The sequence below is a fragment of the Sneathiella chinensis genome (assembly GCF_012720115.1).
Lineage (GTDB): Bacteria > Pseudomonadota > Alphaproteobacteria > Sneathiellales > Sneathiellaceae > Sneathiella > Sneathiella chinensis.
In genome coordinates this window covers 631,276-646,079 of the sequence record NZ_VNWN01000004.1, presented here as the reverse complement: position 1 = coordinate 646,079, position 14,804 = coordinate 631,276, and the positions used below count along the sequence as shown (strand labels likewise).

The window sequence follows — 14,804 nt, the reverse complement described above, 5'->3', positions numbered from 1 at the left end:
CTTAACCGGCCTTCATGGCGTTCAGGACAATTTCCGGGAACGGCTTGTCCGACTTTCGTTCAATATAGGCCTGCCAGACCCGCTCGATCACCTTGACGAGGGAGGCATTGGTATCGGGAACCGCAACCGCCGCCAGATCCTCGGCCGTTACACCAAAATGGGACGGGGCAACACTGTTCGCTGTCTCCTGCTGCTGCTTGCTGAGTTTCCAGCGATCAATGCCAAGCGGATACCCGATCTTTTCCAGCTTTGAGGCCTGCATGTCAAAGCGCGACATCAGGTCGGCAAAGACCAGCGCCGCCGCCGGATGGGGTGCGTTGACCGGGATGGTCAGGAAGTTCTTGTTCTTGATCATGCCCGTATTGGGAAACAGCAAGGTCTCTGTTGTTTCGGAAAAGGCACCGGTTTTCCGGTAGCTGTCGACCAGATACAATCCGAACTCGCAGGCCAGATCCACTTCGCCGTTATTATAAAGCGCCTGATTGGCCTGCTGGTTCTGGGGATAGACCGGCAGCAGATGCGGCTCGATCCGTTTCAGATACTCAAACCCCGGCAGCATAATCTCCGCCAGAGCCTCCGGTGTAAATTCCTCAATCGGTTTTTGGAAATCCTGATACCCGCGCCCGCTCGGATTAAAGGCATACAGCACGGTTTGAACAAAGGTATTGCCGATATAATGCGGTGGTTTGACATAGGTGAACCGGCCCGGATTTTCCTTCAGCCAGCCTTCCAGTTCTTCAAAATCCGCCGGGGCCTCCTGCCTCGGCAGGCGGGCCATATCCGCGTAGCAGATATATTGCTCACCGGACCACGGCATTTCCTGCCCGCCCGTCGGGGTTCCGAAATCGGACAGGTTCAACTGGGACCGGGGATCGGTGCTATCAAACTCGAAATTCCGGGACTGGGGCAGTTTTTCCGCGAAGGACCCAAACAGGGCGTCCTGACTGGACAGGGTATAAAAATTATCGCCGTTCAGCCAGATCAGGTCCACACTGCCTTCACCAACACCGCGCCCGGCCTGCTTCTCTGTCAGGACCAGATCGACGGCTTCCCGTGTTCCGGCCAACCGTGTAGTCTTCAGGGTAACCCCCAGCTTTTTCATTTCCGGGGCCGCGACCTGTTCAATCCAGCTGTTCAGTTGCTCACTGCCGCCCCAATGGAACCAGTTGACCTCGCCTTCCTGCCGGGCGCGGGCCGAAACATCGTCCCATGTCAATTCACCGTTCAGAAACTGATCCCGGAACTGTTCCGCCGCCGTATCGGCAGCCGCCGCAACGGATGGGACCATGCCCAGCGCCACAAAACCGGCAAGGGCCATCATTGGAAGTTTCAACGTCATACTTTTTCTCCCGGTATCTCATCGTTCAAGGGACATATATGGTCTGGGGACAGCACGATCCGCACCGCCGCGCTTGCTGCGGGAAGCTGGCCTGCCTTCTGGCGCGCAACCAGTTGGCGCCCGGCAACCTCCAGAAGGATGGTTTCAAGCCCGCCATGATAGCGGACGGATATAATCTTCGCGGGCCAAACATTCAGCGCCGCGCCGCCGCCATCTTTGGCATTTCCCGGTGCCTCCCCGGCGGGCTCAATGCCGATATTTTCCGGGCGGATCATCAGGTGGCTCACCCCGCCTGCCGCGCTGGTGCTGACCGGCCCTGCAATCCGGCCAATTTCGGTTTCAAAGGCACCATCCCGGCAGCCCGTGACCGACAGGAAATTGGTGCCCCCCATAAAGGTCGCCACCTCAAGACAGGCGGGCCGGGAATAGACGGCCTGCGGTGTGCCCTGCTGCAAAACCCGGCCCGCCGCCATAACGGCCACCTCGTCCGCCAGCATCAGGGCCTCTTCCTGATCATGGGTGACGAATAAGGTGGTGATGGCAAGGTCTTGTTGCAGATCGCGGATAAACCCGGCCATTCTTTCGCGTAAATTTGCATCCAGCCCGGACAGGGGTTCATCCAGCAACAGGATATCCGGGTCCAGAACAAGAGACCGGGCCAGCGCCACCCGCTGTTTCTGGCCGCCGGACAATTGGGCCGGCAATCGGTGTTCAAGACCGGACAGGTTTGTTTTTTCCGTGATCCAGTCCAGCTTGTCCCGAATTTCCTGCCGGGGCCGTTTTCCCATGCGAAGACCGAACGAGATATTCTCTGCCACGGTCATATGGGGGAACAGTCCCGCATTCTGGAACACCATCCCGACCGACCGGCGGGCCGCAGGCGCGTTCGTCATGTCCTGCCCGCGAAAGGTCACGCGTCCCAAATGGACCGGTGCCAATCCGGCAACAACGCGCAGGCTGGTGGTCTTCCCGCAACCGGAGGGCCCGAGAAGGGCCACCATGCGGCCTTCAGGCACCGTCATTGAAACGGGCCCGATCCGGGTACCATCCTCAAACGCGGATACAATCCCGTCCAGCCTCAATCCGCTCATACCCACCTAACCCCAATCATTATTTTGGGCATACTCTATATAAGTCGGCGGGAGATTGCCCTCAAAAATCCGTGATCTGCCGTCATCTAGGACAATCAGGGCGGTCAGACAGGGAGCGATGCAAAAAAGGCCAAAGACCGAATGCCCGGTCTCTGGCCTTTTTCACTGAACGGAGCAATAGCTCCTGGAGAAATGGTTGGGGATCACTCCCACGGGAGGGAATAGGTTTTCAGGTTGGTGAAACTTTTCATGGCTTCAAGAACCCCTTCCTTGTATCCGAGCCCGGAATCTTTGATCCCCCCAAAAGGCGACATCTCGATCCGGTATCCGGGCACTTCCCAGATATTCACCGTACCCACCCGAAGGTCCCGGATAAATCGCTGGATATGCGGCCAGTTATCCGTACACACCCCGGACGACAGACCGAAAGCGGTTGAGTTTGAAATCCGGATGGCATCGTCAATATCGGTAAAGCGAATAACCGGTGCCACCGGGCCAAAGGTTTCCTCGCGCACCAGATCGCAATCAAAGGGGACATGATCCACCACCGTGGGGGAGTAAACCGCCCCGTCCCGCTTGTTTCCATATTTCAGGACAGCCCCTTTTGCGACAGCATCATTAACCCGCGCCTCGAACAGCTTGGCGGACTGCTCGGTAATCACGGTACCCATATCCATTTCAGGATCGAACGGATTCCCGTATTTAAGCACCGCCGTCTTTTCCGTCAGCAAGTCCACGAACCGGTCCGCCACACTGTCCGCCACCAGAATACGCTTGACCGCCGTACAGCGCTGACCGGAATTCTTATACGCACCCGCGACGGCCAGATCGGACGCCTTGTCCAGATCCGCATCCTCCATCACGATCAGCGGATCGTTCCCGCCCAGTTCCAGAACTTTGCGTTTATACCCCGCCTTTTCGGCAATATACTTGCCGATCGGCACCCCACCGGTAAAGGTGACCAGTTCCGCATCCGGGTTGGTCAGCATTTCATCGGCGATGTCTTCCGGTGCCCCTGTCACAACCGAGAACATGGCGGGCGGCAACCCGGCATCATATAGAATATCGGCCAGCAACAACGCGGTCAGTGGCGTTTTTTCCGTAGGCTTCAGGACCATGCAATTATTTGTAGCGATGGACGGGGCCACCTTGTGCGCCACCTGATTGAGCGGATGGTTGAACGGGGTGATCGCACTGATCGCGGTCAGCGGCTCCCGAACCGTGAAGATTTTCCGCTTCTTGCCGTGGGGCGTGATATCACAGGAATAAACCTCCCCGTCATCCATGATGCAAAGGCGGGCCGACAGGCTGAACACATCATAGGCACGGCCCACTTCGTACAGACTGTCTTTCTTGCAAAGACCCGACTCGGCCGTGATCAGGTCGGAAATCTCTTCCTTCCGGGCCACCAGAATATCGGCGGCCTTTTGCAGAATTTCGTATCTTTCATGACGGCTGAGGGTCGGTTGATAGGCAGCAGCGGCGCGAAACGCCGCCTGCACATGAGCGACCTGCCCCTTGGGAATGGTGCCAACAACCTCCCCGTTGTAGGGGCTTCTCACCTCTACTACATCCGGGGTCGTGACTTTCTCTCCCGCAATGCGCATGGCCTCAACACGTATCTGAACGGACATCGTGAACCTTCCTGTTGCTGGTTCTGTTACGGGTTCGGTTACTGGGCGTAGTTCAGCGCCAGATCGAAAATATCGAAATTGCGCAAGGGGCGGCTTGTTGCCATTCCATCCACCGGACGGTTACACAGAAGCGGCACCCGCTGCTCTGATATCCCACCATGAGAGCGAAGCGGCTCTTTCAATGCACTGAGGTCATGGCGGCTGGCACTGGTTCCCAGAACCTTGTGATCCGTGGACACAATGATGACATCCCCGGTCCGATCCTCCGGCAATTCAAACCGCTCACACCCCGCCTTGCGATCCAGCGCCACCATGATGCCGTCCATCGCCGCCAACCGGGCAATGGTTTCCTCGCGGTTTTCCTCGGGCAAATACGCGGTTGCAAAAGACCCCAGCGCCCCGTGATGCACCACGTAAGGGTCGGTGATCGGCAGGATCACCCGGGCAGCGCCCTGCCCCAGCCAGTCATCCAGAACATCCTGCAGGAAAATCACGTCCGGCTCTCCGGCGTCCGTATGCTTGTGCTTCATACCATGATCCGCCGTCAGGGCGATCACGGCCCCCCGGGCCTCCAGTTCCGCCAGATACCCATCCAGCATGGCATAAAATTCATTGGCCACCGGCGTTCCCGGCGCATGTTTGTGCTGGATATAATCGGTTGTGGAAAGATACATCAGGTCCGGCTTGAACTCGTCCATCAGCTTGACCCCGCAGGCAAAGATAAACTCGCTCAGTTCAGCGGAGTAGACGGACGGCACCTCGCGCCCGATCCATTCGGAGGCGTTATCAATCCCGTTCTCGGCCATCGTGGCCTCTGCGGATTTTTCGGACGAGAAACAGATCGCCCGGCCGCTGGTGACATCCAGACCGTTGCCAAGAAGGGTCCGCAGCTTGTCCTTTGCGGTCACCACCGCAATCTTCGCGCCTTCATCAAAAAACGCCTTGAAGATTGTTGGAACGCGCAGGAATTTCGGGTCATTCATCATGACCTCGACGTCATTTTCCACGTCATAGAAGTAGTTACCGCAAATTCCGTGCACACGGGGCGGCTGGCCTGTCACAATGGACAGGTTGTTGGGGTTGGTGAAACTGGGAACCACACAATCGGCGCGCAGGTCCGCCCCGCCCGCCAGCGCCTTTTCCATATAGGGCATGACACCGTCCTTGATGGCCTGCTCGATATAAGCGGGTTCACTGCCATCAATACAGACAACAACCACCGGCTGCTTCGGCCAGGCATAGGTCCGGTCGTTCACCGTGACTGTGGCGGGGGTCTTTGACATACTGTGGTCCTTCACAACAAAAATGCACGTTTTTCAGGGGGATACGCCCCAACCTTACCCGGTCAGGATAGCCCCGTCATGTTTCAAGAGTGTGAGGAGTATGAAAAGCGGTAATAAATAAATCAAATCGATATTTATAATTTAAAACATCGATTTGATTTATAGTGTTTTACAACAGGGAAAACCGCCTCAAAGACGGATATCGGCAACCAGCCGCGCCCCGCGGGACGCCATGAAATACAGACCCATATAATGGGTGATATCCTGTGGATGGGCCGCAACCTCCGGCAGGCCGACCTCAATTGCGGTCTCCCGGGGAAGGCTGTAGGTGGAGCATCCCTTTTCATAGACATGGATCTCTTTCAGCGGCGGCATCATGTCGTGGTTTCGGGCACTCAGCATGGTCAGGACAAAATCCATCACACAGATATCCGTGCAAATGCCCACAATCACCAGATCGGTGATGTGGTTTTCGTTAACCCAATCGACCACGGCGTTCCGCCCGTCCTTGCCAAAGGCACCGACAAACCCGTTGATACAATCTTTTCGGACCAGCGTGGCCTTGCCCTCGTCCTGAAGCCATTTCAGCTCCGGCACCAGTTCCTCCTCGCCGCTGCCTTCCTCGCAATGCGGGGGATAAGGCGGCTCGGGCTTGCCCGGTGTATGGGTATCCAGAAACGCCAGAACGGGCCAGCCTTCGGCATCAAAATGCCGCGCCAACCGGTCGGTTTCAGAAACCATTACGGAGACCTGTTCATTGGGCACCGGCGGCGCAAGGTTCCCGCCGCCAACCGATGCGAACCCGACAACCTCATCCACGATGATCAGGCCAACCTTGCGGTCGCCTCCTGTCAAATCCAGGGTTTCAAGGGAAAGGGGCATGACCCCCTTCAACTGGTTTGTAATCTCACTGGTTTGCATTCCTGCCCTCATACCTGCTGTTGTGATCGATCATCGCTCAACCGCACTGGTTGGCGGGTTCGATCATGCCAAGCGCCTTTTCAACCTTCAGGCTGCCATCCGCCGTCTTGCCGATATACATGTTCATGGCAATATGGTGATCCTGCTCGGTTATTCTGGCCTTTCCGGTGGGAATGTCAAAGGTCAGCCCGGCCATCCCGTCGATCAGGGCCTCCCGGTCCACCTTCCCTGCCTTTTCCATCCCGGCCTTCATGGCCATCAGCGAGTTATAATGGGTCATCACATAGAAGGACACGACCGCATCGTCTCCTTCCTGCTTGCGGATTTTGGAGACAAATTCCTGAACCCCCGGCTCCTCGGAACTGGCAATCAGCGGCAGCCCCGCATACATGCCTTCCCCCTTGCCCGGACCAAACGCCCCAAGATAGGTTTCCGCAAAACCGAGAAACGCCACGGTTACCTTCTGCATCAGGCCAAACTCCTCGGCCTGCTTGATAAAGGTGATGCCATCGGCCCCCGGCAGGGCGAACAGCAGGATTTCCGCCCCGCTATCGGCAATCTTGCGAATGACGGACGAGAAATCCTTGACGCCAAAGGGCGTATATTCCTCGGCGATTGTCTCACCGCCAATGGTATCAATCATGCTGTTGGCCGCCTTGAACATGTTGCGCGGCCAGACATAATCGGCCCCGAACATATAATATCGGCTGCCAGCACCGATCTCTTTCAGATACGGGATCAGCGGGGCCGTATCCTGATTGGGCACCGTATTGAACGAGAACAGATACCGGTCGCAAATGCCGCCCTCATAATTGGTGGCATAGAAAAGCGGGGTCTTCAGACGGCGCATGGTCCCGGCCATGGCATCCTTCGCCGCCGAGGTAATCGGGCCGGAAACGGCCATGGCACCATCCCGCTGGATGACCTTGCGGGCCCGCTCGACGGATGTTTTCGGGTCGGTCTTGTTATCCTCATACAGGACCTCAACCGGATGCCCCATGATACCGCCCGCCGCATTGATTTCCGCCATGGCGAGGTCCAGGCCCATCTTTGCCTGCTTGCCAAACAGTTCCAATCCACCGGAAAAAGGCTGTACCGCCCCGACCTTGATGGTCGTCCCGGATGCCAGGGACGGCATGGGGAATGTACTGGCGGCGGTGACCGCCCCGACAGAGGCCATAAAATTTCTGCGCGTGATATTCATCTTCGCCCACCTTCTTTTTTATCCGTTTACGAACGATATTGTTATGTTTTACATAGGGTCAAACCAGTTGACTGCCCACAGGTGTATGTCGTTTTACCGGCGACCTGCAAGTGACTGTCGCACAATATGGCCAATTTTAAGGTCAATTTCTTCAAACAGGGGGCTCGTTCGTCTGTATGCCTATGAAATATTCATATGTCTGCCTACATAATACATCCCTTAATTGTCAGTATACTTATGATCATGGGTTGGGATGATGCCCTTTCTCCAGATTACAGACTTGGACAAAACATTCGGTGGCTTGCGCGCAGTTGACGACTTTCACATGTCGCTGGACGCCGGCAGCCTGACGGCCATTGTCGGCCCCAATGGATGCGGCAAATCCACCCTGTTCAACCTGATCACCGGCGCCCTGACACCGGACCGGGGAACCATTCTGTTCAAGGGCCGGGATATTACCGGACTGCCCCCGCACAAGATCGCCCGCCTCGGGATTGGACGGAAATTTCAGGTTCCCGCCGTTTTTGGGGAACTCAGCGTTCGGGAAAATCTGGCCCTGCCCGCCATGAAGGGGCGCATCACCTCTATTCGCAACGATACCAACAACGCCCGGACCACAGCAATCCTTGATCAAGTATTGCTGACTGACAAGGCCGACTGGAAGGCGGAGCATCTTTCCCACGGGGAAAAACAATGGCTGGAAATCGGGATGCTGCTGGCACAAGCGCCGGAACTGATCCTTCTGGATGAGCCCACCGCTGGCATGACCGCAGCGGAAACCGCTGCCACCGCCGCCCTCATTCGCCAGATCAACCAAACCGGCGGGATTACGGTTCTGGTGATTGAGCATGACATCCGGTTTATCGAACAGCTTGAATGCCCCCTGCTTGTCATGGCCAAGGGGCAAATCCTGAAATCCGGGAATTTCCAGTCCATTCGTCAGGATGAACAGGTACAGGAACTCTATTTCGGACGGACGGAGGCCCCCCATGCTTGAGATATCCAACCTGAATGCCGGATATGGCGAGGTCACCGTCCTCAGGAATTTTTCCTGCCGTATTGAAACCGGACAGGTCACCGCCCTGATGGGCAGAAACGGCATGGGAAAGACCACCCTGATGAAATCCATCATGGGTCTGATACCGGTAAAATCCGGCACCATCCACCTGAACGGCATCCAGATCAACGGCAAGGAAACCTATAAAATCTCCCGCGCCGGTATCGGCTATGTTCCGCAAGGGCGGGAAGTTTTTGAACAATTCACCGTTGCCGAGAACCTGCGTCTTGCCGCCCTTGGCTCCAGCCTGTCCAACCTTGACAGGTTGCCGCAAATTCATGACTGGTTTCCCATCCTGAAAGAACGGCACGACCAGAAAGCGGGCACCTTTTCAGGCGGACAGCAACAGGTTCTGGCCATTGCCCGCGCCCTGATGACCGGTCCTGAAATCCTGCTGCTGGATGAACCGACCGAGGGGATCCAGCCCAATATCGTCCACGAAATCAGTCTGCAACTGGCCCGGATCGCCCGGGAAACCGGCCTGACCATTTTGGTGGTCGAACAAAATGTGGATATGGTCAGGACCATGGCCGACCATATCCTGTTCATGGAAAACGGCCAGTTGGCGGACCAGTGCAGCGCCGAGGAACTGCGGTCGGACGAGACCCTGATCCACCGGTATCTGTCCATTTGAGAAGGCAAAAGAATGATTGAAATCCTGCCCCCCCTTCTGGACGCCCTGTCTTATATTCTGGTGCTGATCCTTGTTGCCCTTGGCCTGATGATCGTTTTTGGCATGATGGGTGTCATCAACATGGCCCATGGTGAATTGTTCATGGTCGGGGCCTATGTGATGGTTGTGTGCCAGTCTTTGGGCCTACCGTTTCTGGTCGGGGTTCTGTTTTCCGGGATCCTTGTCGGGTTGCTTGGCCTGCTGATCGAGGCCGCCCTGATCCGGCATATCTATACCCGGACGCTGGACACCATTCTTGCCACATGGGGGCTTTCCATCGCCCTGAAACAGGGCATTGTGCTGATTTTCGGCCCCGAGGCGCAAAGCGTTATCTCCCCTTTGAGCGACACCGTGTCACTTGGGGAATTTTCCTATCCGCTGTACCGATTGCTTCTGATGGGGGCATCCATTGCCCTGATCGGCCTGACCTTCTGGCTGTTCCTGAAAACGGATTTTGGCCTCACCGCCCGTGCCGTGATTGCGCGGCCTGATACGGCGGCCACGCTCGGGATCAACACCCGCAGCCTGTATCGCCGCAGCTTTGTGATTGGCACCACCCTTGCCGGAATTGCCGGCGCCCTTGTCGCCCCGCTGATCAGTGTTGATCCGCAAATGGGTCTTGGCTATCTGATCCCCGGTTTCCTGTCCATTCTGGTGGGCGGGGCCGGTCCCCTTGCCGGTGTTCTGGCGGGCGGGGCTGCCGTTGGCGGAACCAACAGCCTGCTGACCGTCTGGATATCGCCGGTCGCGGCCCAGATTGCAGTTTTCATCATGGCCATTCTTGTCATCCGCCTTCGCCCCGAAGGCCTGCTGGGAGGGCGCCGTGGGAAATAACCTTGTCACTGTCGCGATTTTTGCCGCCCTTGCCGCCCTGCCCCTGTTTGCCGGGGACTATTGGACCGGTCAGTTCACCTATTACCTGATCTATGGCCTGTTTGCCCTGTCCCTGTCCCTTGTCTGGGGCTATGGCGGTATTCTCTGTCTGGGGCAGGCGATTTTCTTCGGGACGGGGGGATACCTGATGGCCATCGTCACCAAGGGCATGATCTTCCCGGACCTGACAAACAGTTACCTTGGCTTGCTGGTGGCGATCACGGGACCGGCCCTTCTGGCGCTGGCCCTTGGCTGGTTCCTGTTTGCGGGCCGGGGCATCGGCGGGGCCTATCTGGCGATTGTCACGCTGGCCATTGCCGTGGTTCTGGAACGCCTGATGAGCAACTGGTACGCCCTTGGCGGATATAACGGGCTTCTGGATATTCCGCCCCTCGATATCGGCCTGTTCGGATACAGTTATGAACTTTGGGATGCGCTGCCGACCTATTATGTCATTCTGGCCATCGTGGTCACGCTGTTCCTTGCGCTCAACATTCTCACCCGATCCTCATTCGGGCTGGTCCTGACTGCCCTTCGAAACCATCCCGACCGACTGGCTTTTTTCGGGTTCAGTGTGCTTCAGATCAAGCTGGTGGTCTTTGCGGCAAGTGCCGCACTGGCGGGTCTGTCCGGGGCGCTGTTTGTTACCGTTGACGGCTTTGTCTCGCCCACCCTGATCGGCTTTTCCCTATCAACCGAGGTTCTGATCTGGGTTGCCATCGGCGGCAAAGAAATGCTGCTTGCGGCGTTTCTGGGGGCGCTGCTGACCCGTTTTTCCGAAGGCTGGCTGTCAGAACTGTTCGGCGATTTCTGGACATTGATCCTTGGCCTTGCCTTTATGGCAAGCGTCGTCCTGCTGCCGCGCGGCCTGATCGCCACACCGCTGCAGGCCCTGACCCGGCGGCGGCGGCCTACTCCGCCGCCGTCCTGAGGCGGTAGGTCTCCAGTTCATCCACAGTGCCGGTACCGGGGTCAATAACCACCCCGAACCGTTCGCGAACCTGTTCAGCTGTGTAATATCCCCGCCGGACATCGCGGGCCACAAGGTCCGGCGACCGATCAAACGGATCACCAAAACCGCCGCCGCCCGGTGTGGATACGGAAATGCAATCCCCGGCCCGGATCTGGATATCCTGATCCTTGGACAGGTGCGGCGGCACATACGCCTGACCGCCGGCCTCCACCAGCACCTTGTTGGTGCCGCCATCCTCACCGCCCAGTGCCCCCAGCGGGCCAAACCGGCCATGATCCATAACCATGGAGGCCCGCGCCTCGCCGCGACGCAGGCGTATCCGGTAATTCACCCCGAACCCGCCGCGCTGCCGCCCGGCACCGCCGGACCCTTCATGCAGGGAATATTCCTCGAACAGAACGGGGTAATATTGCTCCATCACCTCAATGGGTGTGGTCTTGGAAATACCGATCGTGGAACAGCCGTTTGACAGACCGTCCCCCTCCCGGTAGCCCCCATAGCCCCCACCCGAAATCACATACATCACATAGGCCTTCTCTCGCTCAGGGTCATATCCGCCTACCGCAAGATTGCCTGATGTCCCCGCCGGGGCCGCGAACAGCAGGTCGGGGATCACATCGACCAGCGCATTGAACACCGCCTCCGCAATCCGCTGGCTGACCTCGGCGGCGCATCCCGACACGGGCCGGGGATAACGGGCATAAAGAAACGTTCCCTCGGGATCGTCAATATCCAGCGGTTCAAACGTACCCGCATTGATGGGGATATCCGGGAAAATATGCTTCATGGCCAGATAGATGGAGGATTTGGTCGTCGCCAGCACCGAATTCATGGGCCCCATACAGGGCGCGCTGGAACCGGACATGTCGAAATGCAAGCGGTTCCCCTTTGAAGTCACCTTCATATCGATTTTCAAGGGTTCATCCACAACCCCATCGGAATCCACATACGCCACCCCGTGATAGCATCCATCGGGAATATCGGCGATCTTGGCCTGCATCTGCTCGGACGCCCGGACCTTCAATTCCCGAATGGACCGGGTGACCACATCCTCGCCATACCGGTCCAGAAGTTCGGTCAGGCGCTGATCCCCGATGGAGAGCGCCGCGGCCTGCGCCTTGATATCGCCAATCCGCTGGTCCGCGATCCGGATATTGGACAGGATGATAGACAGGATTTCCTCGTCCAGCGTACCTTCCTTGAACAATTTTACCGGCGGCAGGCGCAATCCTTCCTGCTCCACTTCTGTGGCATTGGCGGAAAAACCGCCGGGGACCGCACCACCAAGATCCGGCCAGTGCCCTGTATTGGCCAGCCACGCCCACAATTTCCCCTTATAGAAAAACGGGCGGACGAACTTCACATCCATCAGATGCGTTCCCCCAAGATAGGGATCGTTGACAATATAGATGTCCCCGGGCCGCACCTCTTTCGCCCGTTCAATCACCGCCTGCGTCGAGAATTGCATGGTCCCGACAAAGATCGGCAGGCCCAGTTCCCCTTGCGCGATCAACTCGCCGGTATCGGCGGCATAAATCCCGTCCGACCGGTCCAGCGCCTCAGAGATAACCGGGCTGAAGGCCGCGCGCACAAAGGCCAGATCCATTTCATTGCAGACCTGGATCAGGCCATTCTGGATGACCGACAGGGTAATGGGATCAAGCTCTTTCATCATGCACCTCCACAATCAGGTTGCCGACAGGATCCGCTGTCACCCGGTCACCCGGCTCGATCACAATGGTGGTGTCCAGTTGCTCCAGAATGGCGGGACCGGTCAAACTCAGGCTTTGCGGCAGTTTTTCCCGCCAAAAAACGGGCGTCTCGAACCAGTCACCGGCAAACATGACCCGGCGCGTTGTCCGCTGTGCGGCCTCAAGCCGATCCGCCTGTGCTGTCCCGGCAAGGGTTTTCAGATCAACACTGTCCCGCTTGCCGATCACGGCCGTATGCAGATTGACCAGCACCGCCTTGATTTCCGGTAGTTCCACCGCGAACCGTTTCCAGTAAACCTCGTCAAAGCGTCGCTGTAACTCCTCCCGTGTCACGTCCGGGCCACTGATCTCCACACTCAGCATGTGGCTTTGTCCCTGAAACTGCATATCGGCGGAAAACAGATAGACCAGTTCACGGGTCGCGACCCCGTCCCGCTCGATCATGGCCTTGCCATCATTGATCTGCTGGCGGATGATCTCGCGCACCTGCTCGATCTTCACGGCGGCCAGCGGGGTGTTGACCGTATTGACGAAATCATGCCGGAGGTCGGACACCACACATCCAAGGGCATTGGTGATGCCGGGCCGGGCCGGGATCACCACACGCGGAATGCCAAGTTCCCGCGCCAATGCGCCCCCATGCAACGGGCCAGCGCCCCCAAAGGCGAACAGGGCAAAGTCCCGCGGATCATGGCCCCGCGACAGACTGACCATACGGATTGCCCCGGCCATCCGGTTGTTGGCAACCTGCAGAATTGCCGTGGCGACTTCCTCTGCGGTCATGCCGAAATGGTGGCCGATCTCGCGTTCAAACGCCCGGCGGACATCCTCTAATGACACCGGATGATCGACTGCCAGCAGCTTTTCCGCATCCAACCGGCCCAGCACAAGGTTGGCATCGGTGATGGTGGGCTGCGTGCCGCCGCGACCGTAACAGATCGGCCCTGGCGTGGCCCCGGCACTTTCCGGCCCGACCTGCAACAGGCCCGCCTCATTGACAAAGGCGATGGACCCCCCGCCCGCCCCGATGGTATGCACATCCACCATGGGAACATGGATCGGCATGCCATATTCAAGATCCAGTTCCGCCGTCACCTGCGGAACGCCGCCCTGAACCATGCCTACATCGGAACTGGTCCCCCCCATGTCGTAGGTGATGACCTTGTCAATCCCGGCCTCGCGGCAGGTGGCCGCCGCCGCCATCACGCCTGAGGCTGGCCCCGACATGACCGTATTGACCGCACTTTCCGCCACAATGCGCGAGGAAACACTGCCCCCGTTGCCCTGCATGACCAGAAGATCATGGGCAAAGCCCCCCCGGGTCAGTTCTTCCTGAAGCCGGTTGATATAGCGATCCAGCACCGGCCGGATCGCCCCGTTGATAGCCGCCGTGGTGCCGCGCTCATATTCCCGGTATTCGGACAGGATTTCATGGCCTGCCGTCACAAACCGGTTGGGCCACATCTCGCGGGCAATCTCCAACGCCCGTTTTTCATGATCGGGATTTTTATAACTGTGCAGAAAATGAATGACGAGGCTTTCCGCCCCCATCTCAACAAGAGTGCGAATTTTATCCCTTAGCGCCGCCTCGTCCAGCGGGACGACAACTTCGCCATCCGCATTGATACGCTCTGGCACCTCCATGCGGTATTCTCGCGAAATCAGTGGCTTGAACCGGCCTTTCAGGCCATAGGGCTGGGGCCGGGTCCGGCGGCCAAGTTCCAGAACATCGCGAAAGCCCCGGGTGGTCACCAGTCCCACCCGGGCGATTTTCCGCTCCAGCAGCGCATTGGTGGTGGTGGTGGTCCCGTGATTGATGGCCACCACGTCGGAAAGATCGACGCCCACCCCCTGCATGGCCTCGATAACCCCGAAGGCCTGATTGTCGAGGGTTGTGGGAACCTTGCTAACGGCCACCTGTCCGGTTTCGGGGTCCGCCGAAATCAGGTCCGTGAAGGTCCCGCCCACATCGACGCCGATTACTGTTCCTGTCATCTTGCCTCCCGTCTGCCGTCTGCTGTCTGCCGTCTACCCTTTACCGTCT

At 58.0% G+C, this 14,804-nt stretch carries 12 protein-coding genes; 4 read left to right on the top strand and 8 right to left on the bottom strand.

Annotated elements, in window-relative coordinates; translation table 11 throughout:
- Position 1: 1 nt before the first annotated feature.
- The 6 genes from FQB27_RS09580 to FQB27_RS09555 all read right to left on the bottom strand — a co-directional run bounded on the left by FQB27_RS09580 (position 2) and on the right by FQB27_RS09555 (position 7,472).
- Positions 2 to 1,339, bottom strand: a complete 1,338-nt coding sequence (locus FQB27_RS09580; RefSeq protein WP_169560792.1) for an ABC transporter substrate-binding protein — start codon at positions 1,337 to 1,339, stop codon at positions 2 to 4.
- Positions 1,336 to 2,430: an ABC transporter ATP-binding protein gene (locus tag FQB27_RS09575; RefSeq protein WP_169560791.1), complete on the bottom strand. Its 1,095-nt coding sequence runs from the start codon at positions 2,428 to 2,430 to the stop codon at positions 1,336 to 1,338. The genes FQB27_RS09580 and FQB27_RS09575 overlap by 4 nt, the downstream gene beginning before the upstream one ends.
- 203 nt (positions 2,431 to 2,633) lie before the next feature.
- On the bottom strand, positions 2,634 to 4,064 hold the full coding sequence (phnY, locus tag FQB27_RS09570) for a phosphonoacetaldehyde dehydrogenase (protein ID WP_169560790.1): 1,431 nt from the start codon (positions 4,062 to 4,064) through the stop codon (positions 2,634 to 2,636).
- Positions 4,065 to 4,102: 38 nt separating this feature from the next.
- Positions 4,103 to 5,347: a phosphonoacetate hydrolase gene (phnA, locus tag FQB27_RS09565; RefSeq protein WP_169560789.1), complete on the bottom strand. Its 1,245-nt coding sequence runs from the start codon at positions 5,345 to 5,347 to the stop codon at positions 4,103 to 4,105.
- A gap of 189 nt (positions 5,348 to 5,536) precedes the next feature.
- The gene (locus tag FQB27_RS09560; protein ID WP_206374499.1) at positions 5,537 to 6,268 is read right to left on the bottom strand and encodes an isochorismatase family protein; all 732 of its coding nucleotides are present in this window, start codon (positions 6,266 to 6,268) and stop codon (positions 5,537 to 5,539) included.
- 37 nt (positions 6,269 to 6,305) lie between these two features.
- Positions 6,306 to 7,472: a substrate-binding protein gene (locus FQB27_RS09555; RefSeq protein ID WP_169560787.1), complete on the bottom strand. Its 1,167-nt coding sequence runs from the start codon at positions 7,470 to 7,472 to the stop codon at positions 6,306 to 6,308.
- A 280-nt stretch (positions 7,473 to 7,752) separates the two neighbouring features.
- Between FQB27_RS09555 and FQB27_RS09550 the strand changes: the two genes are divergently transcribed.
- Genes FQB27_RS09550 through FQB27_RS09535 form a run of 4 tightly spaced genes read left to right on the top strand, consistent with a single transcriptional unit; the run spans position 7,753 to position 11,006 of the window.
- Positions 7,753 to 8,469 (top strand): ABC transporter ATP-binding protein, encoded by a 717-nt coding sequence (locus FQB27_RS09550; RefSeq protein ID WP_206374497.1) that lies wholly within the window; start codon positions 7,753 to 7,755, stop codon positions 8,467 to 8,469.
- A complete protein-coding gene (locus tag FQB27_RS09545; RefSeq protein WP_169560785.1) occupies positions 8,462 to 9,163 on the top strand; it encodes an ABC transporter ATP-binding protein in 702 nt (233 codons plus the stop codon). The genes FQB27_RS09550 and FQB27_RS09545 overlap by 8 nt, the downstream gene beginning before the upstream one ends.
- Before the next feature lie 12 nt (positions 9,164 to 9,175).
- Positions 9,176 to 10,036 (top strand): branched-chain amino acid ABC transporter permease, encoded by an 861-nt coding sequence (locus FQB27_RS09540; RefSeq protein ID WP_169560784.1) that lies wholly within the window; start codon positions 9,176 to 9,178, stop codon positions 10,034 to 10,036.
- Positions 10,026 to 11,006 carry a branched-chain amino acid ABC transporter permease gene (locus FQB27_RS09535; RefSeq protein ID WP_169560783.1) on the top strand — a complete coding sequence of 327 codons (981 nt, stop codon included), beginning with the start codon at positions 10,026 to 10,028 and terminating at the stop codon, positions 11,004 to 11,006. Before FQB27_RS09540 ends, FQB27_RS09535 begins: the two co-directional genes overlap by 11 nt.
- On the opposite strand, the gene FQB27_RS09530 is transcribed toward FQB27_RS09535, so the two are convergent.
- Positions 10,987 to 12,720, bottom strand: a complete 1,734-nt coding sequence (locus FQB27_RS09530) for a hydantoinase B/oxoprolinase family protein (protein WP_169560923.1) — start codon at positions 12,718 to 12,720, stop codon at positions 10,987 to 10,989. The two genes, FQB27_RS09535 and FQB27_RS09530, sit on opposite strands and share 20 nt — an antisense overlap.
- The gene (locus FQB27_RS09525; protein ID WP_169560782.1) at positions 12,707 to 14,755 is read right to left on the bottom strand and encodes a hydantoinase/oxoprolinase family protein; all 2,049 of its coding nucleotides are present in this window, start codon (positions 14,753 to 14,755) and stop codon (positions 12,707 to 12,709) included. Before FQB27_RS09525 ends, FQB27_RS09530 begins: the two co-directional genes overlap by 14 nt.
- Positions 14,756 to 14,804 lie beyond the last annotated feature (49 nt).